We start from the raw sequence: 23,485 nt of genomic DNA, 5'->3' as shown, positions 1-23,485 counted from the left end.
TAAAAATTTAATGCTTGCTAGCAAGTGTTTACCTATAACTACATAAGAGAAAATATTGTAGAGGTTAGTATGGTTCCTGTTGTTGCTCTTGTTGGGCGTCCCAATGTCGGTAAATCTACGTTGTTTAACCGATTAACTCGCACTCGCGATGCGTTGGTGGCGGATTTCCCCGGTTTAACGCGTGACCGTAAATATGGCCAAGCTAAATTGGGTGAGCACGACTTCATTGTTATCGATACCGGCGGTATTGATGGTAGTGAAGAGGGTGTAGAAACGAAAATGGCTCAACAGTCATTGGCCGCGATTGATGAAGCTGATGTTGTGCTATTTATGGTTGATGGTCGCGCTGGTTTAACGGCGGCTGATGAAGTGATCGCCCAACATCTGCGTAAGATTGAAAAGCGCGCTATTTTAGTCGTGAATAAAGTGGATGGCATTGACGCTGATGCTGCAAGTGCTGAGTTTTGGCAATTGGGCGTCGATCAAATGTACCAAATTGCTGCCGCTCATGGCCGTGGTGTTGGGATCCTTATCGACCGAGCTTTGAATCCACTTGCTGAAGAAATGATCGAGCAGGCTGAAGGCGAAATCGAAGATCTAACCGACTTTGAAGATGCCGAAGAAGAAAAGTTAGATTACACCGAAGAAGAAGCCGAAGCTGAATACAAACGTCTGCAAGATCAGCCGATAAAACTGGCGATCATTGGCCGTCCGAATGTCGGTAAATCGACACTCACCAACCGCATTCTCGGTGAAGAGCGTGTTGTGGTTTACGACATGCCCGGAACGACGCGAGACTCCATCTACATCCCGATGATGCGTGATGAGCGCGAGTATGTATTGATTGATACTGCTGGCGTGCGTCGTCGTACTCGCATTAACGAAACGGTTGAAAAATTCTCGGTCGTCAAAACCTTAAAAGCCGTTGAAGATGCAAACGTTGTTCTGTTAGTCATTGACGCTCGTGAGAATATCTCAGATCAAGATCTTAGCCTGCTAGGTTTTGCACTAAACGCCGGACGTTCGATAGTGCTTGCAGTCAATAAGTGGGATGGGCTCGATAACGACGTCAAAGAACGTGTCAAGAAAGAGCTCGATCGCCGTTTAGGCTTTGTCGATTTTGCTCGTATCCACTTTATCTCTGCATTGCATGGTACGGGTGTTGGTCATCTATTTGAATCGGTTCAAGAAGCGTATAAATCGGCGACAACACGTGTTGGTACATCGGTATTGACTCGCATTCTTAAAATGGCAACCGATGATCACCAACCGCCTATGGTTCGTAGCCGCCGCGTAAAACTTAAATACGCTCACGCAGGTGGTTATAACCCGCCGATTATCGTTGTACACGGTAACTTGGTGAATGAGCTGCCAGATTCTTACAAACGTTATTTGATGAACTATTACCGTAAGTCTTTAGAAATCATGGGTACGCCTATTCGTATCCAGTTCCAAAGCAGTGATAACCCATTTGAAGGAAAAGTGAATAAGCTGACCTTATCTCAAGAGCGTAAACGTAAACGCTTAATGACGATGATGAAAGGACGCAGCAAGTAGCCTTCCTCATAATTGAAATACCCAAGTTTAGACTTGGGTATTTTTTTGCCTAAAATTTATCATTGGCGATAGAACCTCACTTAACGTGGCGGTCTGGAAATGAAGTGCAGTACCAAAATGATTGAGTGAAAAACAGAGCACGGCAACGTTGCTGCTTTGTATAAGTATCAAACAAAATGAGTAGAACATTTCGCCAAAAGATCATTTTAATATGTTCTGGTTTTTTTGATTTATTAGCTATTAAATGGAATTTTGTATCGTTATAAATCCATATGCAGAATATGTAACTTATGCTTTCGGTGTGTGGTTATATAAATGTTCTTTTGAGAGTAGATCGCTGAACGGAGCAGATAAAGCAAATGATCAGGCAGAGATCTTTTATCGATCATAGCCTAATGTGTATGAGGTGGTTGGTGAGCCTAAAGGTATTGTGATAGAGATCAAAGCTGAACTCTCGATAATCCGAGACCATACGTGCCGTTTGATGAAGTGTCGGCTATCACATGCACGATCTATCTACGCAAACGAGCTATCTATTAAAACGAACGATATAAAACATCTACCAAAATCACACACTATGTGAAAGACACAAAGAGAGATGGGATCAATATGCAGGAAAATCTTTGCCCTTGTTGCCAAAATCCACTGGCGTGGGATGGGCGTTACCATTGTGCTCAGTGCAAACATCACTTTAACAAAATTGGTTTTTGCCCTGAGTGTGATTCTGAGCTGGAGAAATTGCAGGCGTGTGGCGCAGCAAACTTTTTCTGTAATCCATGCAATGAGCTCAAATCAAAATCTAAGATTCGATTTGAGTTTCAAGCACAAGATTAAGTGATTAATTAACGGTAGAGAAAACTTCGCCATCCGCCACTCGCGTAATCAATTGATCGCCAGTTTTTAGATCGCAAGCGCGGTGAATCACTTTGCCTGAGCTATCTCGCGTGATCGAATAGCCTCGTTTTAGTGTCGCTAATGGGCTTACTGCGTCAAGCTTCTCTGCGGCTAGCGTTAAACGGTGTGCTGTGCGCAGGAGCTTTTTCTCCATTACGTCCAGCAATCGTTGCTCGCTTTTGGCTAGTCGATGCTGCTGCTTCGCTAAGGTTTGTACGGGAGAATGCAACTGCAGTTGATGGTATTGCTGGCCAATGTGCTCGCGCTGAGTCGAAATATAGCGCTGTATCGCCCGCTGTAGGCGCATTTCTGTGTCATCAAGTTGCTGGCTTTGACGCTGCAAGCGATAAGTGGGGTGCTGTTTCTCTAGCGCGTGAACCAAAGCGCGTAAATGATGCGCTTGTTGACTGGTGTAATAGCGCATCGCACTTTGTAGCTTGTGCTGGTATGAGGCGAAAGCTTGTCGTTTATTACTGTTGTCTCGGCTGACTAATTCTGCAGCAGCGGAGGGGGTTGGGGCACGTACGTCAGCCACAAAATCAGCAATCGTCACATCGATTTCATGCCCGACGGCACTGATAATTGGGATCTGACTAGCGGCAATTGTGCGCGCTACGATCTCGTGGTTAAAACACCATAAGTCCTCTAAAGAACCGCCACCGCGACCCACAATCAATACGTCACACTCTTGCCTCGCATTTGCTCTACCAATTGCTTGAGCAATTTGAATGGCCGCTTGTTCGCCTTGAACCAGTGTAGGATAAATGATGACGGGCAAGCTTGGATCGCGCCGCTTGAGCACATCAAGAATATCAAACAGGGCTGCGCCAGTTTTTGAAGTAATAACTCCGACGCATTGAGGATTTTCCGGCAAGGGGCGCTTATTGGATTGTGCAAAAAGCCCTTCCGCGGCCAACTGCATCTTCAGCTTTTCAAACTCTTGCTGGAGACGACCATCCCCTTCGGGTTGCATGCTCTCGATGATGACTTGGTAGTCACCTCTGGGTTCATAAAGAGAAAGACGCGCTTTAACAAGTACCTGCTGGCCATTTTTAGGTTTGAAGGTCACAAAGCGATTATTGCCTTTGAACATCGCACATTTTACCTGCGCGCGAGAATCTTTGAGTGAGAGATACCAATGGCCAGAAACCGGAGCGGAGAAGTTCGATATTTCACCAACGAGCCACACAATGCCCATTTCATTTTCAAGTAACAGGCGTACTTCAGCATTGAGACGGGAGACAGTGTAGATGTTTTCGTTGGTCAAAGAAGGCAAGGCTAATCCCCTAGACGAGGGTATGGAAATTAGCGGCAATATAATACATATCAAGGGTTGGAATGCAAATTAAAAATGAAAAAATGAGTGGTCAAGCGATTACCTCGGGCGTATAATCCGACCGCAATATCAAATCCAAATCGATTTATCCTGTTCATTGTGTATTAGGGCAAATTGAGACAACTTGGATTTACCTTTTATTCACTCCTCTTAATTGTGAGATATTGCAAATGCTAAGAATTGCCAAAGAAGCGCTGACATTCGATGATGTTCTTCTCGTACCAGCACACTCCACCGTTCTCCCAAACACAGCCGATCTCCATACTCAGCTGACCAAAAATATCGCACTGAACATTCCGATGATCTCAGCTTCTATGGATACAGTGACAGAGGCTCGCCTTGCGATCGCTCTTGCCCAAGAGGGTGGTATTGGTTTTATCCACAAAAATATGCCCATTGAAGAGCAGGCTGAACAAGTCCGTCTTGTCAAAATTTTTGAAGCGGGTGTAGTCACTGCGCCAGTAACAGTTCGCCCTGATGCAACCATTCAAGATGTGATTGCTTTGACAGAGAAACATGGTTTTGCCGGTTTCCCTGTGGTGAGCGATCACAATGAGCTTGTCGGTATCATCACCGGCCGCGATATTCGCTTTGTTACTGATTTAACAAAAAAAGTTGAAGCAGTCATGACACCAAAAGATCGCTTAGCCACAGTTAAAGAGGGCGCATCTCGTCAGGATGTACAAGAGCGCATGCACAAAGCGCGTGTTGAAAAAGTCTTGGTAGTGAATGATGAATTCAAACTGACTGGTATGATCACCGCGAAAGATTTCCATAAAGCAGAACGCAAACCGAATGCTTGTAAAGATGAACAAGGGCGTTTGCGTGTTGGTGCGGCTGTTGGTGCCGGTGCTGGCAATGAAGAGCGCGTAAAAGCATTAGTGGAAGCGGGAGTGGATGTTCTATTGATTGACTCTTCTCATGGCCATTCAGAAGGTGTACTTAACCGTATTCGTGAAACGCGCGCCGCTTATCCTGATCTCGATATTATCGGCGGTAATGTTGCAACGGGTGCCGGTGCGAAAGCTCTAATTGACGCGGGCGTAAGCGCGGTCAAAGTCGGTATTGGCCCGGGTTCAATCTGTACAACGCGTATTGTAACGGGTGTTGGTGTTCCTCAAATTACGGCGATTTCTGATGCAGCTGAAGTGGCTGATCAATACGGTATTCCTGTGATTGCTGATGGCGGTATTCGTTTTTCTGGCGATATTTGTAAAGCGATTGCTGCTGGTGCATCTTGCGTGATGGTCGGCTCCATGTTTGCTGGTACTGAAGAAGCTCCGGGTGAAGTTATTTTGTTCCAAGGTCGTTCATATAAAGCTTACCGCGGTATGGGTTCGCTGGGTGCAATGTCTCAAGGCTCTTCTGATCGTTATTTCCAATCTGACAATGCAGCTGACAAGCTTGTACCTGAAGGGATCGAAGGTCGTATCGCTTATCGAGGCCGTCTAAAAGAGATCGTTCATCAACAAATGGGTGGTTTACGCTCAAGCATGGGCTTAACTGGCTCGGCCACTATCGAAGATCTGCGCACTAAAGCCGAGTTTGTTCGTATCTCTGGTGCAGGTATGAAAGAGTCACACGTGCATGATGTTCAAATTACCAAAGAAGCGCCAAACTACCGCTTGGGTTAATGACGAACCACGAATAGCTTGAAGCTTATGGGGAGCGCGATACTCCCCATCCACTACATTAATGATTGAGATTGACCTTAAATGACTAAAGATATCCATGACCAACGTATTCTGATCTTAGATTTCGGCTCTCAGTACACACAACTGGTTGCCCGCCGTGTTCGCGAAATCGGTGTTTATTGTGAGCTGTGGAGCTGGGATGTTGAAGAAGCGGACATCCGTGAATTCAACCCAGATGGCATTATTCTTTCTGGTGGTCCTGAAAGCGTGACTGAAGCCAACTCTCCGCGTGCGCCACAATATGTGTTTGATTCTGGCGTACCTGTATTTGGTGTTTGTTATGGCATGCAAACCATGGCTGAACAGTTGGGCGGAAAAGTGGCCAGTTCTGAGGAACGTGAATTTGGTTATGCAGCTGTACAGCTAATGGGTGAATCGGCCCTGTTTAGCGACCTTGAGCTAACGCAAGACGTTTGGATGAGCCACGGTGATAAAGTGGTGCAAATTCCGGCTGATTTTGTCAAAACAGCGCAAACGGAAACTTGTCCTTATGCGGCAATGGCGAATGAAGAGAAAAAATATTATGGCGTGCAATTTCACCCAGAAGTCACGCACACCAAAAACGGTCTAAAAATGCTTGAGAATTTCGTTCTCAACGTTTGTGGTTGTGAGCGTCTATGGACGGCTGAGTCTATCATCGAAGATGCGGTTGCTCGTATTAAAGAGCAAGTCGGCGACGATGAGGTGATCCTTGGCCTATCGGGTGGTGTAGATTCGTCAGTTGTGGCGATGCTGGCTCACCGAGCGATTGGCGATAAATTAACCTGCGTATTCGTTGATAACGGCCTATTGCGTCTGAATGAAGCTCAGCAAGTAATGGATATGTTTGGCAACAAGTTTGGTTTAAACATCATTCATGTTAATGCAGAAGATCGTTTCCTCAACGCACTGCAAGGTGAGTCTGATCCGGAAGCGAAACGCAAAATCATCGGCCATGTGTTTGTTGATATCTTCGATGAAGAATCAAAGAAATTGAAAAATGCGAAATGGCTTGCGCAAGGCACGATTTACCCAGATGTGATTGAATCGGCTGCCTCTAAAACAGGTAAAGCGCACGTTATTAAATCTCACCATAACGTTGGCGGTTTGCCTGATGATATGGAAATGGGATTGGTTGAACCACTGCGTGAGCTTTTCAAAGATGAAGTGCGCAAGATTGGCCTAGAGCTTGGTCTGCCTTACAACATGCTTTACCGCCATCCGTTCCCTGGTCCAGGCCTTGGCGTACGCGTGTTGGGCGAAGTGAAGAAAGAGTACTGTGATTTGCTGCGCCGCGCCGATGCTATTTTCATTGAAGAGCTGCATGCCGCTGATCTGTATAACAAAGTGTCCCAAGCTTTCACGGTTTTCTTACCTGTTCGTTCGGTAGGCGTTATGGGTGATGGACGTAAATACGATTGGGTTGTATCGCTACGCGCTGTGGAAACCATTGACTTTATGACAGCACATTGGGCGCACCTGCCTTATGAGTTCTTGGGTAAGGTTTCTAACCGTATCATCAATGAAGTGAATGGTATTTCTCGTGTGGTTTACGATATTTCAGGTAAGCCACCAGCCACGATTGAGTGGGAATAATTCCTCCAGAAAAGCGTACTCCTTCGGTGAGTGCCCTGTTATGATTGCTGCGAAATAGTCGGGGAGCCGATGCAGATTCTGCATCGGCTGAGATCGAAATTCGAGACCCGTCGAACCTGATTCAGTTAATACTGACGTAGGGAACTATGAGCACTTTGTCACGAGCCGAATAACAACGGCTAACCTTTGTAAATTCGATTACCGAACTTTCCAAACCACGGTCAAAGTCAGTTCCTGTATGTCTTGTCATAGGAGCGACCATGGCACAACCAATACAGAAACACACACAAGAAACGACGCTATTAAACATACCTGTTGTACTCACTATCGCAGGGTCTGATAGCGGTGGAGGGGCAGGTATTCAAGCCGACATCAAAGCGATATCGGCAACCGGCAGTTTCGCATGTTCCGTTATTACCGCCATTACCTCACAAAATACTCAAGGCGTTTCCGCCATTTTCCCCATTCCACTTGATCACATCGAAAGCCAGTTAGATTCCGTCTTTAGCGACTTGAAGATCGTGGCCGTTAAAATTGGCATGCTAGCCGATGCCAGTATCATCAAGATCGTTGCCAAAAAAATGCAGCAATACCAACCCAAGAGCCTTGTGATTGACCCCGTGATGGTGGCGACCAGTGGTGATTTATTACTTGAGCAATCGGCAATCAGTACATTAAAAGAAATATTGATCCCTTTGGCTGACATTATTACCCCCAATTTATTTGAGGGAGCAGTACTTACTGGCAAGCCGGTTCCTCAATCTGGAGTCGAAATGAGCGGTATGGTGGCTGATTTACGAGCGTTGGGTGCAAAGGCGGTGCTGCTAAAAGGTGGGCATTTAGAACAAGATGAAAACAGCAATGATCTTTTGATCATGCAATCTTCGTCAGAATTACTCAGTGCGAAGCGTTTTCCAACCCCAAATACCCATGGGACGGGTTGCACTCTCTCTTCTGCAATCGCTTCTTACCTTGCTCAGGGAAATAACCTGCACAAATCCGTGTATTTGGCTAAGCAGTACATATCGCAAGCCATTGGCCATGCCGATGAGCTGGATATTGGCCAAGGTCGCGGCCCAGTTCATCACTTTTTTACAGGCCACGTTCATGTGCGCTAAAGCCATTGCCGATGCGATGATGTTTGAGAGATTTGAGACATTGGTTGTTCACTTAACCTGATGAAAAATAGATTAGACTCTAAAAGCCTCAAGCTTTTTTGAGGCTTTTTCATATTTATCGACTTGCCTTCAAAGGGCGATGTCGCTGTACGATAATTGGTTTACATCATGATGAAACCACTCGCATTTTGACATTTAATTAATAAGTTTCACTGTCAACAATGGCTCGGCTATCCATACTATTTTCACCGTACCCACTAAGCAAAAAATAAGGGATTGATATGTTGAAAACAAAGCATTTAGCCGTGCTGATTAGCAGTGTCTTAGCCGCAAACAGTTACGCGTTAAATATCTTACCTGACCCTGAAAATTCCGCGGGTTATATTGTCTCTAAAGTAGAGCTACAAGCGGCAGAAAAAGCCAAAACAGCGGATCCCATGTATGCCATCTGGTCGAAAGCACTAGAAACGAGTTCGAATGCGATTGTTGAAGCAATAGTACCGGGGTTAAGTTCTAACCCTGAAAACGTCAAGCGTGTTGAACGAGTCTTTCCACAGTACGAATGGGATTTCTTAACTCAAATGGCGGCTCCCGAATACACCTACACACGCTTCTTACGGGCAATTGGCAAATTCCCCGCATTTTGTGGCGAATATACGGATGGCCGAGATTCAGACGCAATTTGTAAAAAATCCATTGTGACGGCTTTTGCCCATTTCTCACAAGAAACTGGTGGTCACATTGCGAAAGACAACGTATCTGATAATCCGAATAGGCTTGAAGAATGGCAGCAAGCATTGGTTCATGTGCGTGAAATGGGTTGGTCTGAAGGGCAAAGTGGTTACACAACCGGTTGTGGCCAAAATGATTGGCAAAATGCTCGTTGGCCGTGCGCCGCTGGGCAAGGTTATTTTGGTCGTGGCGCGAAGCAGCTCTCTTACCATTTCAACTATGGCGCTTTTTCTGAAGTGATGTTTGATGGTGATGCCAAAGTACTACTCAATAACCCCGGATTAGTAGCGGATTCTTGGTTGAATTTAGCCTCAGCGATTTGGTTCTTCTTAACTCCTCAAGCACCGAAACCGGCAATGTTGCACGTAATTGACCGTACATGGACACCTTCGCAACGTGAAAGCGATGCTGGTATTGGCTATGGTTTTGGCACCACAATTAACGTTATCAATGGCGGCATTGAGTGCGGTGAACAGAACAAAGATAAAGGTCAACCGGTTAATCGCATTCGCTACTGGGAAGGGCTAGCCGATCATTATCAAATACCGATTGAGTCTGATGAAAAGAATACCTGTTGGCAGCAAACGCCTTACGGTAGCTTAAATTTGAACGGTGCGACGGATGTGCTGTATACCAACTGGGATGGTAATTGGAAATATTACTCTGATCGCCCAGGTGGCTACTCGTTTGAATGTGAACTGGTTGGTTTCCAAACCGCGTATTCAGCCCTTGTTGCTGGTGATTACGAAAAATGTGTGACTAACTTTTATGGTTCACATTCTAGCTGGCCCCAAGTGCGTGTTGTGGATGCGATTGATCCCGGTACGCCACCAGAGCCACCAGTGGATGGCATCGTCGGCTGGGAAGCAACAAAGGTATATAACACGGGCGATAAGGTGAGCTATAAAGGCGCTACTTATGAAGCTAAATGGTGGTCACAAGGTAATGAACCCACTCAAGGTGATCCTTGGAAGCTTATTACAGGTGGCTCAACAGCGCCCACAACAGCTGCCCCTGTTGAGCCACCACCAGTGGTCAATGAGCCAGAACCGCCCGTCACGCCAGAGCCTACGCCACCAAGCAGTGATTTTTCAAGCTGGGTTGCAGGGGTTACTGTTGCAAAAAATGGCGATAAAATTACGCATAATGGAAAGTGTTTTATAGCTAAAAATAACCCCGGAGTATGGGAATCACCCACGCAAAGTAACTGGTTTTGGGATGAAATAAACTGTCAATAGAGAGTAACATTTAGCAAAAGGAGAGCAGCACGATCGAATTCGGTTGCTCTGCTCTCTTTTTGAACAATCAAGTGGTTAAATTTACAATCTTAGTTTTCGTTAACGTTCTTTCCATTTTGTGTGCTACTCCACTAAAATCCGCGCGTAATTTTTATCAACATTTTTTAAGGTACTCGCGAATGTCTACTAAATTGGCCAATCCAGCGCCGCTAGGCCTAATGGGTTTTGGCATGACGACTATCCTGCTTAATATCCATAACGCAGGCTTTTTCCCTATCGACTCTATGATTTTGGCGATGGGTATTTTCTACGGTGGTTTAAGTCAAGTCATCGTGGGTATCATGTGTTTTAAACGTGGTGACACTTTTGGTACCACAGCGTTTACCTCTTACGGCCTATTTTGGCTCACATTGGTTGGCCTGATTGTCATGCCATACATGGGACTACCAGCAAGCCCTGCTCACTTTATGGGTTGGTACTTAGCGTTGTGGGGCATTTTCACTGGTTTCATGTTTATCGGTTCATTGTGCTACCCACGCGCTAAACAAGTGGTATTCGGCTCACTGACCATTCTATTTGCTTTACTAGCTGCGCGTGATTTCACTGGTAGCGAGCTTATCGGCACGATTGCTGGCTTTGAAGGCATCTTCTGTGGCGCAAGTGCGATTTATTTTGCAATGGCTCAAGTTCTGAATAATGAATATGGCCGTGTTATTTTACCGATTGGTGAAAAGAAAGCGCAAAACGCTGTTGTCGAAAAGTTGACGACACAAGAAATCGCAGCCTAATACGGGTTGATGAAAAAGAAAAAGGGTTAGCGTTTGCTAACCCTTTTTACGTTTACCTTGAATGCTTTTTGCTGATGAGCTTAGCTAATCCGTTAGGATGATGGTTGTTCAACACCCACGGAGCTTTCTTCTACGGTTGGTTCTTGTCCCGTTTTGCGTTTATATTTTCCTTCCCAATATGTCGCATTCTTAATGCCGAGTTTTACTGGGTTGAAAAGATACTCATCGACACCTTGTTTTTGTTGTTCTTCATAATCTTTGAGTGCTGCAATAGCTGGTTTAGCCATAAAGAAGATGATCAAAATCCCGACTATGTTTAGCCACGCCATCAAACCCACGCCCACATCACCCATTGCCCAAGCAAGGTTCGCGGTTCTCACTGTGCCGTAGAATACCGTTGCGATGATCACTACTTTAAGAAGGAACATCAGGCCATCGACTTTAAAGGTGCGGCGAATGTAAGCAATGTTCGTTTCAGCAATGTAGTAGTATGCCAAAATCGTGGTGAAGGCGAAGAAGAACAGAGCAAATGCAACAAAAGGTTTACCCACGCCCGGTAGTGCGCTCTCAATCGCCATTTGGGTAAATACTGGGCTATTGGCACTAATATCCGCCGCGATGTTCTGTACTAAAAATGCACCTTCTGCGCCGCCGTGTACGTTATAAGCACCAGTGATCAGAATCATGAACGCGGTTGCGGAACAGACCAGCAAAGTATCAATGTAGATAGAAAATGCTTGCACTAAACCTTGCTGCGCTGGGTGATCAACACTCGCGGCAGCCGCAGCGTGCGGTCCAGTACCTTGGCCTGCTTCGTTTGAGTAAACACCTCGTTTTACCCCCCAACCAATCGCAGCACCAATACCTGCCATTGGTGTGAACGCATCACCAATGATCATGGCAAAAATACGTGGTACTTCACTGATGTTAAGCAGGATGATAACAAACGCAGTAATGACATAGGCCAAAGCCATAAATGGCACCACGACCTGTGTGAAGTTAGCGATACGCTTAACACCACCAAAGATGATGAAAGCTAAAATAATTGACATTACGGTACCAGTAAAAATCTTAGCAAAAGTGAAGCTACCGATAGTGGTTTCAATGATTGGGCCAGCCCCAAAAGCCGCTTCTACGGCATTACCAATGCTGTTGGATTGCACGCCAGGTAAAAGCACACCACAAGCAAAGATGGTGGAAATGGCGAAGATCCATGCATACCATTTTTGTCCCATCGCTTTTTCGATGTAATAAGCGGGGCCACCACGGAATTCACCTTCATCTTCTTCTTTATAAATTTGTGCCAGAGTTGATTCAGCATAAGCAGTCGCGGCACCAAAAAAGGCCACTACCCACATCCAGAAAATAGCACCAGGGCCACCAAAACCAATTGCCGCGGCTACGCCTGCAATATTACCCGTACCGACGCGTCCCGAAAGTGAAACGGCCAAAGCTTGGAAAGAGGATATCCCTTTGGTTGAGCTTTTTCCGGAAAGAAGAAGTCGCCACATTTCAAAAAAGTGACGGACCTGAACGAATCGGGTCACAATTGAGTAGAATAAACCCGCACCAAGGCATAAATAAATTAGCGCCGGGCTCCAGATTATTCCATTCAGAAAATCAACAAATGACTGCATATGCATTTCCCTATTTTAGTAGTTTTGGTGAGTGTTGTGTTTGCTTTGTGGGCAACATATTAATCTTTTTGTAACTTAGATGTTAATTTATTTGTCTGTGAATAATCGTTAGCGTGATGAGGAACACAAAATGCTAATGAAATGTTAAATAATAGGTGGGTTAATTAGAATTGGCTAAAATTTCAGCGCATATGGGTTGGTCACCCGAAAGGTTGGAAATTAAATCCTCTCGGATGAATCATTATGCATAATAACTTTCCACTAAGGTTTAGCTAATAATAAGCATTTTCTATTGTGACTAGTTGGTGAGGTAGCGAGAGAGATTCAACTCATGAATTGGTAAAGCACAAGTTTGCTCACTGACAATGTCGGCAAGAAGCTGTCCAGATCCGCAAGCCATCGTCCACCCTAAGGTTCCATGTCCGGTATTGGTGTAGAGGTTTTCAAATGGAGTGGAGCCTATAATCGGGGTCCCGTCAGGCGTCATTGGTCTAAAGCCTGTCCAGAATTCAGCTTGTGCTAAATCACCGCCTTGAGGAAAGAGATCGGTCACGACTTTTGCAATGGTTGCTTTGCGCGCATCAGGCAAGGCAGGATCAAACCCGGCTAACTCTGCCGTGCCCGCGACACGAATTCGATCCTCAAAACGAGTGATGGCCACTTTATATGTTTCGTCCATTACCGTTGAACGTGGGGACAGTTCGGCGTCGACAATCGGCAGCGTTAGTGAGTACCCTTTCACTGGATAAACAGGAATGGAGATACCCAATGTCGCCAGTAAAGCGGTAGAGTAACTGCCGAGTGCGACGACATATTTGTCTGCTTTTAGCTCACCTTTATCGGTTTGGACAGCGGTGATATTTTTGCCATCAGTGGTTAATGTTTTTATTTGTGTATCAAACAGAAATTGCACCCCACGGCTTTTCGCGAGCTCTGTTAATTGTTGGCAAAACAGATAGCAATCTCCGGTTTCATCGTCGGGGAGGTACAAACCACCTCGCAATTTATCGCGTACAAGAGCAAGCCCCGGCTCTTGCTTAATGCACCCATCGACATCAAGAAGCTGATAACGAATCCCACTTTGCTCGAGTAGTTTGATGTCCTTTTGTATCGCTTGTAGCTGTTTTTCGCTGCGAAATACTTGCAACGTTCCAAGCCGACGGCCTTGATATTGCAGGTTATGTTGCTGATTCAGGTCAGCCAAACAAACGCGGCTGTAATTGGCAATCGCCAGCATTCGGGCTTTATTGATGTTGTAACGATCCTGCTGGCAGTTCAATAACATTTTACCCATCCACGCCAACAGCTGTGGGTCGATAGATGGTTTTATTTTCAACGGTGCATGCTCTTCAAACAGCCACTTTAACGCTTTTTGTGGGATGCCGGGTGCAGCCCAAGGGGAAGAGTAGCCGTAAGATATTTGCCCTGCGTTAGCAAAACTGGTTTCTTTTGCACCTTGTGATTGGCGATCCACCACCGTTACTCGGTGGCCCGCTTGTGATAAATACCATGCGCTGGTTAGCCCGATGACGCCGCTACCTAAGACGATCACGTCCATGTTGTCTCCTTAAATCATCCTAGTGTGTTCTTTGAGCACATTCAGAGTTGGTGTAAATGTTCACATAATGGCAACATCAAACATCAAATTGAGTGGAAACACAATCATTAGCCCCTGCACTTATTTTTATGTGGTGATGACAAAAGGGGGGAAATGAAGTCAGAGACAGGTCGCTATCAGCGCTGAGTGTGTCTATGTTTCAATACTGCATAAATCATAACGATAAAAGTGATAGCGGCCATTGCCCAGATCCAATAGCGGTAAGCAGAATAAAAGTGGCTGATTTGGTGAAGATGTTCAAATGCAAAATGGGTGAGTAAACCAAAGACCGCGACCCAAACTGTGGTGGCAAGCACGTTACCCAGTAAAAATACTCTGATGGGCATTTTCGCCACTCCGCAGGCTAATGGCATGAATTGTTTCATCCCCTCAACAAAGCGACTGATGATTAAGCAAATCGGGCCGTATTTTTGAATAGCGCTTTGCAGTTTTTGAAATTTAGCCCCTGAAATATAGCCTTTTTTATCCAACCAACCCTCAAAATAATAGCCGAGTAGATAGCCGCAACTATTACCAATAAAGCAGCTTAGCCACGATACAATCATAACAAGAGAGAAATTCATTACGCCATTGGATGACAAAATGGACGCGGCAATCATGAGCGATTGGCCGGGCATCGGAATGCCAATCCCTTCGAAAAAGATGCTGATGATCAGTGCTAGGTAGCCGTACTGTTCCAATAACGGCTGCATTGAGAGGAGCAGTTGATTGATAGGTTGCAAAGCGGGTATCCACCATCGAAAGTTTGAGGTTATTTAATACGCTGGTTCTTCGTTTGAATCAACGTCATCGTGTGATAATGCCCATTTCTTGGCTCTTAAAATAGAATACGTTGTGGTTAGTACCTTCAAATTAGCTGAAAATCATCAGCAAATTTGTTGTGGTTTCTATGCTCTTTTGGCGTAGTACACTGCTTAAAAATCAAGAGGAGTTATTTTATGTTTCATGCCCATGTTTATTTTGATCTCGCAGAGCAAGCAAAAGCACAGCGCGTACAACAAAAAATTGCCCAACAACGACATGATGTACAAGCCATGTTTGGCTTAGTACCAAGGCTTGTTGGCCCGCACTTAAAGCCGATGTTTGAAGTACACCTTGCTGACAATAGCCACGGATTTATTGAGTGGCTAGATGAACATCGGGAAGGTCTTAGCGTGTTAATCCATCCGGTTTCTGGAGACGATAGGTATGACCATTCTGAGGGACAAGTTCTGTGGTTAGGAGAGACTTTAGGGGTGAACTTAGCCGTATTGCGTTAGAGGATGCCTATCAAATTAATAGCCACAGTGAATTAGTGTTTAATGCTCATCTTGTCTAGTCTGTACAGAACGCAGCAGAAACAATAATCGTGGCAAGGTTTTGAAGAAAAAGGTTTTTCGAACAAGTCGTGACCGCAGGCTCATCACCTCTCGTTGTTATTGTATATACATGATGTTGTTCTAAGTTTTGTTGCATTTGAATTTAATACAGTGAATGTTCAGCCAATATCGACCGTGCTGAGTGTTTTTAGAATAAATCAAGCACACTTAAATAGCCGCAGTAATGCGAAGCAAGGAGAACGCAATGGAGAATAAAGGTATGAATTCGGGCGGTAAATGCCCTGTCATGCACGGCGGAGTAACCTCTGCTGAACTATCGAACATGGATTGGTGGCCAAAAGCACTGAATCTTGACATTCTTCACCAGCACGACGTGAAAACCAACCCAATGGGGGCGGATTTTAATTACCGCGATGCGCTAAAAACATTGGATGTTGATGCCTTGAAAAAAGATCTCAAAGCACTAATGACCGATAGCCAAGAGTGGTGGCCTGCCGACTGGGGGCATTACGGTGGTTTGATGATCCGCATGGCATGGCACTCCGCTGGGACTTACCGAATTGCAGATGGTCGCGGTGGCGCGGGCTCTGGCAACCAGCGTTTTGCTCCGCTTAACTCGTGGCCCGATAACGCCAACTTAGATAAAGCTCGTCGCTTATTGTGGCCAATCAAACAAAAATACGGCAACAAAATCAGTTGGGCAGATCTGATGATCTTGGCGGGTAATATGGCTTATGAATCCATGGGGCTTAAAACCTTTGGTTTCGCTTTTGGTCGTGAAGATATTTGGCACCCAGAAAAAGACACTTATTGGGGCTCAGAAAAAGAGTGGCTAGCGCCAAGTGGCGGAGAAAATAGCCGCTATTCCGGTCAGCGCGATCTAGAAAACCCGCTTGCTGCCGTGATGATGGGCCTGATTTATGTAAACCCTGAAGGCGTTGACGGTAATCCAGACCCGCTTAAAACCGCACATGACATGCGCGTCACTTTTGAGCGCATGGCAATGAATGATGAAGAAACCGTGGCGCTGACAGCGGGTGGGCATACTGTGGGTAAAGCGCATGGTAATGGTAGCGCTGCGAACTTAGGGCCAGATCCTGAAGGGGCGGACTTGCACGAACAAGGCTTGGGTTGGAATAACCATGCCAGTCGCGGCATTGGCCGTAATACCGTCACCAGTGGTATTGAAGGTGCATGGACTACGCACCCAACCCAGTGGGATAACGGCTTCTTCCACCTGTTGTTTACCTACGAATGGCAACTGACGAAGAGCCCTGCTGGCGCGTGGCAGTGGGAGCCAATCAACATCAAAGAGGAAGATAAACCGGTTGATGTGGAAGACCCAAGCATTCGTTATAACCCTATGATGACCGATGCCGATATGGCGCTGAAGATGGATCCTGAATATCGCAAGATCTCAGAGCGTTTCTACAAAGACCCAGCGTATTTCTCTGAAGTGTTTGCGCGAGCTTGGTTTAAGCTTACTCACCGTGATATGGGGCCTAAAGCGCGTTACTTTGGCCCTGATGTTCCGGCAGAAGATCTCATTTGGCAAGATCCCATCCCCGCAGGTCGTAAAGATTATGATGTGGATGCAGTAAAAGCAAAAATAGCGGCCAGCGGCTTAAGCATCAGTGAGATGGTCAGCACCGCATGGGATAGTGCTCGTACTTTCCGTGGTTCCGATAAACGTGGTGGCGCTAACGGTGCGCGCATTCGCTTGGCTCCTCAAAAAGATTGGCAAGGTAATGAGCCAGAAAGACTCAGCAAAGTGTTGGCTGTTCTGGATAAAATTGCTGCTGATGCGGGTATTAGCATCGCCGATACCATTGTTTTGGCGGGTAACGTCGGTGTTGAACAAGCGGCCAAAGCGGCAGGCGTTAATATTACTGTGCCTTTTACTACCGGACGTGGTGATGCAACGCTTGAACAAACGGATGTGGAATCGTTTGATGTGCTTGAGCCACTGGCGGATGGTTTCCGTAACTGGCAAAAGAAACATTACGTGGTTAACCCAGAAGAGATGCTGTTAGATAAAGCGCAACTATTGCGCCTGACCGCCCCAGAAATGACCGTATTGATTGGTGGATTGCGAGTGCTCGGTACAAACTATGGCGGCAGTCAACATGGTGTATTGACAGACCGTGTTGGGGCGTTGACTAACGATTTCTTCGTTAACCTCACCGACATGAATTACACTTGGAAGCCAACAGGCCGTAACTCTTACGATATGGTTGAGCGTAAGAGCGGTAAAACAAAATGGACAGCGACTCGTGTTGATCTGGTGTTTGGCTCAAACTCCATTTTGCGCTCATACGCTGAAATTTACGCGCAGGACGATAACAAAGAGAAGTTCGTCAAAGACTTTGTCGCTGCTTGGACCAAGGTCATGAACGCCGATCGCTTCGACGTGTTGTAAACCTCTTCACTCAGTAATCTTGATATTAAGGCCCTCTTAGCGAGGGCCTTGTCGTGCCTCGGTTTTCTATCTAAACGGCTTGTTTATAAAAGACTGGTCCCTAAAAAACGAGTGTTTCTAAAAACAGATGGAACCTAAAAACAGATGGTATCTAAAAAATAGAGGGCATCTAGGAAGCATCACACAGCGATATATTTTATTGTAATTCCAAGTGCGCCAGTGTTTTGAAGTGCTTAAAGGTTTCGCATTGCGACAGACTTTTACCTAATTTTTTATTAATCAGCACTTGGAAAAGATCATACAGCCCCATCGCCTCTTCATAGTCACATTTACTTAAGGCGAGGAAAAAGATCAGATAGGCTTTTTCACCATTACCCCATTCAATTCCACGCGGTGCAGCGACGGTGTAAACCATCGAACGTTTAGCAAAGAGTTCAATCGAGTGAGGTAGAGCAATGTATTCGCCCATCATGGTTGAAACCAAACTCTCTCGCTCTTGCAGTGAAGTTCGGTATCCTTCCTCTACCAACTCCGTTGATTCAAGATGCGAGCAAACCTGCTCAAAGAGGTGTGATTGCTCAATGACGTCATCAAGGTAGAGAAATTGAGCCTTGGAAAAATACTTATCCAAAAGATAAGAGTGCGTGCGATCAACCAACACTTGTTTGCCCAGTTCTTCCAATTGATGTTGGGTAGGGAAGGGGTCAACCACAAAGCTCTGAATCTCTCTATTGGCTAAGGGCATGGTGGTAATAATGAGGTCCGCTTGCGTGGCATCAGCGGTGATCAACTGTTCAGGGGAATAAACCGTTTTCATATCCAATTGCGGATACTGGCGGCGGATGATCGCTTCTAGCCCAAGTGTTGCGGCATTACCGGCGTCGCAATACAGGAGCGCTTTGGGTGTACGGTGACCTAAATGGTAATTACGTTCAAGCCCCACACCAATGTGAATCACAAGATAGCCTATTTCGTGCTGTGTCATGCAGTAACCCGTCTCTCTGATCCAGTCTGCGATGGCCGATAAGGTAATACTGTAAGCGAGTGGGTAGTGCTGTTTGATATGCTCGGCCAATGGGTTAATTGTGGCGACATGATGTTTGACACGAATGATCATATGGCAGACGTGGTTGTGAAGATCGCGGTGTAATAGCGCATCGTCACGCACATCGTAAGGGTAATTTTGATAGATATAATCAAAGATGTGAGTGACTAGAGCATCGGCTTCATGCTGTACACCCTGGCTAAGGAGTGCTTGATTCGTCGCAATTCTCGCTTGAATGTGAATCGCCAAGGCGGCAATTTCATGGTTATTGGCGGGTAACAGCATCGGTAGCGCAGAAAATAACGCTTTGGCAATTGGTAGCGTCGTTTCATGAACATCGTTTTTAGAAAATTCGGTAAGCTCTTTGCCACACGCGAGCCTGTGCAGTGTGACGGCAGCATAAAGGGTTAACCAACGCAGCCCAATATCGTTGATATAGAGTGTATGGTTGGTCAACACTTCACGAAAGCGCGCTGCAAAAATTTGCTGAGATTTTTCAGGGAAAATCGTACTAATAAAGCCCAGAGCTTGTTTTGTCTCTTTTTGTTCGATGTAGATAAGTTGTGTTAAACGGGAGCGAATCGCCATTTCTGGGCCTTGGATCAGCATGCCCAAACGAGGTTTACTTTCAATCGATAAACCAAACGTGGCCAGTTGGCTGCGTACATCAACCATATCATTTTGAATAACGGTACGGCTTAGATTCCATGTCTCGGCCAATTCGTCAATTTTTACGCCTTGTTCTGCCGTTAATAGCAGTACTTGAATCTGGATGATGCGCTCTTTACTGGTCCTTGGAATCGTTTCTGCATTTTGCACCCTCGATAAAAAATGCTCGAAAGTTGATGGGTTGTAGATATTGAGTTGGTAACCGGAACCGCGCTGGTGGAGAAGATGTGCGCCATGATTGACCATCACATTATTGAGCAGCGCGACATCGGTGCGTATGGTGCGTGTCGAAACATTAAGCCGTTGCGCAAGTTCGTCCTGAGTCAAAGGCGAGGCGGATACAGCATCCAACAAATGAATTAGGCGAGGGTGCGGTAGCTTGTACATCATCGATTCCTATTCCAGCATGAACAGCGCTATCTAAAAGGTAAAATGCACTAAAGGCAATAGATAGCCAACGCTTTGTTATGCCGGAGCACATGCTCCGGCGTCGGTGTTATGAATGTGCCAGTTGTTTTTGAGTCATGGCCAGCAGGGTTTTCACATCCTCGGGGCGAGTCTGTCCGGTTTTCTCATCGATGATTGAGCTATAGATATGTGGAATGACTTTTTCTACACCCGCATCGAGAGCGATGCGTAAGATCTCTTCAAAGTTGTCCAAATCAATACCACCAGTAGGCTCTAACCAAAAGTGGTGACGAGCACAGGCGTTGGCAACTTCTTGGTACTCAGCTTTGCATTTTAGCCCCTGCATTGGGAAGAATTTGACCGAGCTGCAGCCCATATCTTGCAACATGGCAATCGCCGTATCAACGGGAACAACCGCTTCTTCCATACCTGAACTTTTCGGGCCAGTTGAGATTTTAACCAAGCCAACAGTGCCTGATGGTGAAATCAAACCATTCACGATAGTGTGATTTTGACCTAGAGCTTGACGCGTAGCCCCCACACCAGTAAAGACTTGATTGACATGCTGAGGCTGTAGTATTCCGGCTAAAGCCGTCACCATATCCGATTGTTTCGGATCCCCTGCGCCAAGGCCAATCGATAAAGCATTCTCGATTTTTTCAGCGCACGCTTTCATATCAGCCGCAGCACTTGCGGTATCTGGGTAATCTTTCGAGAGCATACCGACCAACACATGGCCTTGTGCGGCTTGATAAATATCAATTGCATTCTGATGAGAGCCCGCCAGCACATTGAGACATACACGGTTAGCGTAAAAATTAGGGCTTAAAGACATTCTAATGACTCCTGATTCAGTTGGTTCATGGCGCTAAGAATAAGTTCAAGTTGATGAGATGAAACACTGCGGACATCAAATTCCACTGAACCTTCATTGGATTTGTAAGCGCGGCAGTAAATCGCTGGGTTACCATTTTGGAGGCGTGTGACGGCTTCATTAGCGCTGATACCAAATTGTTTGGCATCAAAACTTACTTCTGCACGTGCGATATCTCGGCCTGCACTGTCCCAAACCACGCGCGCGCTTATCCCTTCAATACGGTTTAACCCCTCGATAAATGGCGTCATTTTATCCACCATTTGTTGGCCGGTTTCTTGTTGGCGGCTTAAGTACAACTCAATGGCATGCGTTAGGCCTAAAATGCCTTCTTTACCGACTTTCATAGCACGGCCAATCCCTGCAGATTGCTGCTTAACCCATTCCACATATTGATGTTTCCCAATCACTAAACCGCTGGTTGGGCCTTCAATCGCTTTCGCACCACTGTAGATAACCAGATCAGCCCCTTGCTGATAATAGAGTTGTAGATCCTCTTCTGCTGCTGCATCAACAATCAGCGGAAGCTGGTGGTCTTGAGCCACTTTGGCCGCTTGTGGCACGGTTAACATGCTTTTTTGCACGCAATGGTGCGATTTAATGTAGAGAATGGCGGCGGTATTGGGGGTGATTGCCGCGGCTAATTGTTCTGCGCTGCATTCATTAGCCCAACCGGCCTCAATCAGGTTACCGCCGCCAAGATTTACCATGCTGCCAACCGGGGCACCATAATTGACGTTATGCCCTTTGGGGATCACAATATCCGTTGCGATCGGGTGCGTTTTTGCATGCAGATGCTCAAGCAGATAAGGGTTACCACGCACAATGACTGCCGCTACACTCTGTGCAATTCCCGCTGAAGCGCATGAGACGACGACTGCATTTTCAACTTGCAGCAAACGAGCAATATATTGGCCAGTTTTGTTCACCAAATCGCTCATTTCAAAGTAGTTGTTCATCCCAAAACAGACAGTCTGTTCCACTTCAGGTTGCGGAGTAGAAACACCAAGAGCTGTCATACGGCCAGATGCGTTGATCACTTGTTTCAAGTGATATTTTTCAAGAATGGAAGACATAATGCTGTTGTCCTTGTTCAGTCAATACAAGCTTGCCGTCAATAATGGCAGCAAGAGGCGTAAATCTCTGTTGTCCAGTTCGATGCTGGTGATGAGTATCGGTGTAGTTAACCGATGCTTTATTGATGGTGTAGAGCGTTAAATCGGCATCATAGCCTGCAATTAAGTGCCCCTTTTTCGCTAGGCGAAGTGCTTGCGCTGCTTGACTCGTCACGCGCTCAATGATCTGCTCATGGGATAATCCGAGTGTAAAAAACATCGACATCAGGTGTGCAAGACCGTAAACCGGGCCATTGAGCCGGTTCTTACAGTAAATGTCAGAACTGATCGTATCGGGCAAAATCCCTTGTGCGATGGCCTGCTCAGCCACCTCAAAACTGAAACTGGCACTGCCGTGGCCGATATCAAGTTTCATGCCTCGAGCTCTGGCCTGTTGAACGCTGCTTTTTATTTCCCCATGACAATCAAGAATGCGGTTAGGTTTGCCATTAAAGCAGTGAGTGAGAATATCGCCTTTGCCCAGCAGAGCGACAATCTCATCCAAATCTGGCGGCGCATTACCGACGTGCACCATCAATGGAACGCAGCCGCATTGCTGTTGTAATGCTTTGGCTGCATGAAGTGGCATTAAGCCATTGTGGCCGACAACACTACCGCTCATGCGTGCTTTTAAGCCGACAATAAATTCGGGATGACGAAGCAGTGCTTGCTTTGCGCTATCCAGATCAATGTCGTTAGCATCGGCCAGTTCATTTTGGCGCAACAAGCCAATTTTCGAGATGTTAAGTAGTGCGTGCACATGGGTTGTGCATTGCGCTGCAAGCTGCGCAAAATCATCCACATCGTTTGTGCCTGTGCTGCCCGCATCAATGACAGTCGTCACGCCACCGGACACCCCAACGTTATCGGGGTGGTCGTTATAAATCGGCGAGTTCGGATAACAGTGAGTGTGGCCGTCAATCCAACCAGCACTGACAAAAACGTCATGATCTAAATCGACGGTCTGTTTTGCCAATGAACCAGCAAGATCGCCCACCGCCGCTATTTTGTTGCCCTGAAGGGCGATATCGATACTAGACCCACCCGCTTGTTGGGCATTTTTGATCAGGATGTCATACATAATTTGCATCTCACGCTCTTCGCTCATCGGCGCGAAGAGCGATTATCAGTAGAATTTAAACCCCAGCTTGTTTTACAGTGCGATAGGAAAAAGCGCTCCTAACGCCATCGCTCCGAGAATGGCACCACCCGTAATCGGTTTACCCCACACATAGAAAATCAATGCGCCACCTAGAGAGCCGATCCCAATCGGGATAGAAGCGGCCATCGCAGATAAAATGATCAATGGCCCAAGAAAACGGCCGGAGCTATTGCCTGCTCCCATCATCACATCAGCCCCGTAGGTTGAATCGCTTTGGTTGATGGTGAATTTACGTGCCAGTACAATTAAGCCACCAATCGCCAAACCAGCGAGCATGCCTGTGATTA

18 protein-coding genes and 1 riboswitch are annotated in these 23,485 nt (G+C 46.1%); of the genes, 9 read left to right on the top strand and 9 right to left on the bottom strand.

Translation table 11 applies throughout. From position 1 onward, the window contains the following. Positions 1-69: 69 nt before the first annotated feature. Positions 70-1,557, top strand: coding sequence for a ribosome biogenesis GTPase Der (gene der / locus AACR75_RS05100; RefSeq protein WP_029388206.1), 1,488 nt, complete (start codon positions 70-72; stop codon positions 1,555-1,557). Positions 1,558-2,166: 609 nt separating this feature from the next. Beyond that, positions 2,167-2,391, top strand: a complete 225-nt coding sequence (locus tag AACR75_RS05095; RefSeq protein WP_443089064.1) for a zinc ribbon domain-containing protein — start codon at positions 2,167-2,169, stop codon at positions 2,389-2,391. 4 nt (positions 2,392-2,395) lie between these two features. Here AACR75_RS05095 and xseA read toward each other — a convergent pair whose 3' ends face one another. After that, positions 2,396-3,727: an exodeoxyribonuclease VII large subunit gene (gene xseA, locus AACR75_RS05090; protein ID WP_047689015.1), complete on the bottom strand. Its 1,332-nt coding sequence runs from the start codon at positions 3,725-3,727 to the stop codon at positions 2,396-2,398. A 230-nt stretch (positions 3,728-3,957) separates the two neighbouring features. On the opposite strand from xseA, the gene guaB reads away from it, so the two are divergent. The 5 genes from guaB to AACR75_RS05065 all read left to right on the top strand — a co-directional run bounded on the left by guaB (position 3,958) and on the right by AACR75_RS05065 (position 10,932). Beyond that, positions 3,958-5,421 carry an IMP dehydrogenase gene (gene guaB / locus AACR75_RS05085; protein ID WP_026028100.1) on the top strand — a complete coding sequence of 488 codons (1,464 nt, stop codon included), beginning with the start codon at positions 3,958-3,960 and terminating at the stop codon, positions 5,419-5,421. An 81-nt stretch (positions 5,422-5,502) separates the two neighbouring features. Further along, positions 5,503-7,056 (top strand): glutamine-hydrolyzing GMP synthase, encoded by a 1,554-nt coding sequence (gene guaA / locus AACR75_RS05080; RefSeq protein ID WP_017044245.1) that lies wholly within the window; start codon positions 5,503-5,505, stop codon positions 7,054-7,056. Between the two features lie 49 nt (positions 7,057-7,105). Beyond that, positions 7,106-7,216: riboswitch (TPP riboswitch) on the top strand. Positions 7,217-7,316: 100 nt separating this feature from the next. Further along, the gene (thiD, locus tag AACR75_RS05075; protein ID WP_047689012.1) at positions 7,317-8,174 is read left to right on the top strand and encodes a bifunctional hydroxymethylpyrimidine kinase/phosphomethylpyrimidine kinase; all 858 of its coding nucleotides are present in this window, start codon (positions 7,317-7,319) and stop codon (positions 8,172-8,174) included. Between the two features lie 281 nt (positions 8,175-8,455). Beyond that, a complete protein-coding gene (locus AACR75_RS05070) occupies positions 8,456-10,144 on the top strand; it encodes a chitinase (RefSeq protein WP_047689009.1) in 1,689 nt (562 codons plus the stop codon). A gap of 179 nt (positions 10,145-10,323) precedes the next feature. Continuing rightward, the gene (locus AACR75_RS05065; protein WP_010320388.1) at positions 10,324-10,932 is read left to right on the top strand and encodes an acetate uptake transporter; all 609 of its coding nucleotides are present in this window, start codon (positions 10,324-10,326) and stop codon (positions 10,930-10,932) included. 92 nt (positions 10,933-11,024) lie between these two features. On the opposite strand, the gene AACR75_RS05060 is transcribed toward AACR75_RS05065, so the two are convergent. From AACR75_RS05060 to AACR75_RS05050, 3 genes are all read right to left on the bottom strand, one after another. Continuing rightward, a complete protein-coding gene (locus AACR75_RS05060) occupies positions 11,025-12,569 on the bottom strand; it encodes an alanine/glycine:cation symporter family protein (RefSeq protein ID WP_047689007.1) in 1,545 nt (514 codons plus the stop codon). Between the two features lie 298 nt (positions 12,570-12,867). Beyond that, positions 12,868-14,127, bottom strand: coding sequence for a D-amino acid dehydrogenase (locus AACR75_RS05055; protein WP_047689005.1), 1,260 nt, complete (start codon positions 14,125-14,127; stop codon positions 12,868-12,870). A gap of 176 nt (positions 14,128-14,303) precedes the next feature. Next, positions 14,304-14,909 carry a DedA family protein gene (locus AACR75_RS05050; protein WP_019282098.1) on the bottom strand — a complete coding sequence of 202 codons (606 nt, stop codon included), beginning with the start codon at positions 14,907-14,909 and terminating at the stop codon, positions 14,304-14,306. Positions 14,910-15,125: 216 nt separating this feature from the next. Between AACR75_RS05050 and AACR75_RS05045 the strand changes: the two genes are divergently transcribed. Together AACR75_RS05045 and katG are read left to right on the top strand one after the other, a co-directional pair. Beyond that, the gene (locus AACR75_RS05045; protein WP_017046265.1) at positions 15,126-15,446 is read left to right on the top strand and encodes a DOPA 4,5-dioxygenase family protein; all 321 of its coding nucleotides are present in this window, start codon (positions 15,126-15,128) and stop codon (positions 15,444-15,446) included. Between the two features lie 304 nt (positions 15,447-15,750). Beyond that, positions 15,751-17,925, top strand: coding sequence for a catalase/peroxidase HPI (katG, locus tag AACR75_RS05040; RefSeq protein ID WP_017047941.1), 2,175 nt, complete (start codon positions 15,751-15,753; stop codon positions 17,923-17,925). 196 nt (positions 17,926-18,121) lie between these two features. Here the strand turns inward: katG and AACR75_RS05035 are convergent, their stop codons facing one another. From AACR75_RS05035 to AACR75_RS05015, 5 genes are all read right to left on the bottom strand, one after another. Beyond that, positions 18,122-20,029 (bottom strand): BglG family transcription antiterminator, encoded by a 1,908-nt coding sequence (locus AACR75_RS05035; protein WP_231564183.1) that lies wholly within the window; start codon positions 20,027-20,029, stop codon positions 18,122-18,124. A 106-nt stretch (positions 20,030-20,135) separates the two neighbouring features. Further along, positions 20,136-20,882, bottom strand: coding sequence for a 2-dehydro-3-deoxy-phosphogluconate aldolase (gene dagF, locus AACR75_RS05030; RefSeq protein WP_047688998.1), 747 nt, complete (start codon positions 20,880-20,882; stop codon positions 20,136-20,138). After that, positions 20,873-21,997: a DgaE family pyridoxal phosphate-dependent ammonia lyase gene (locus tag AACR75_RS05025; protein ID WP_047688996.1), complete on the bottom strand. Its 1,125-nt coding sequence runs from the start codon at positions 21,995-21,997 to the stop codon at positions 20,873-20,875. Before AACR75_RS05025 ends, dagF begins: the two co-directional genes overlap by 10 nt. After that, positions 21,981-23,144, bottom strand: coding sequence for an amidohydrolase/deacetylase family metallohydrolase (locus tag AACR75_RS05020; RefSeq protein ID WP_081989728.1), 1,164 nt, complete (start codon positions 23,142-23,144; stop codon positions 21,981-21,983). Before AACR75_RS05020 ends, AACR75_RS05025 begins: the two co-directional genes overlap by 17 nt. Positions 23,145-23,189: 45 nt before the next feature. Continuing rightward, positions 23,190-23,485, bottom strand: a 296-nt coding sequence (locus AACR75_RS05015; RefSeq protein WP_047688994.1) for a DUF4310 family protein, incomplete at its 5' end; no start/stop codon positions are given.

Origin of the sequence: Vibrio sp. ZOR0018 (assembly GCF_963865925.1) — a bacterium.
GTDB classification, from domain to species: domain Bacteria; phylum Pseudomonadota; class Gammaproteobacteria; order Enterobacterales; family Vibrionaceae; genus Vibrio; species Vibrio anguillarum.
Note: the sequence above shows the minus strand (reverse complement) of the source record. Positions and strands in the feature narration are given on the sequence as shown.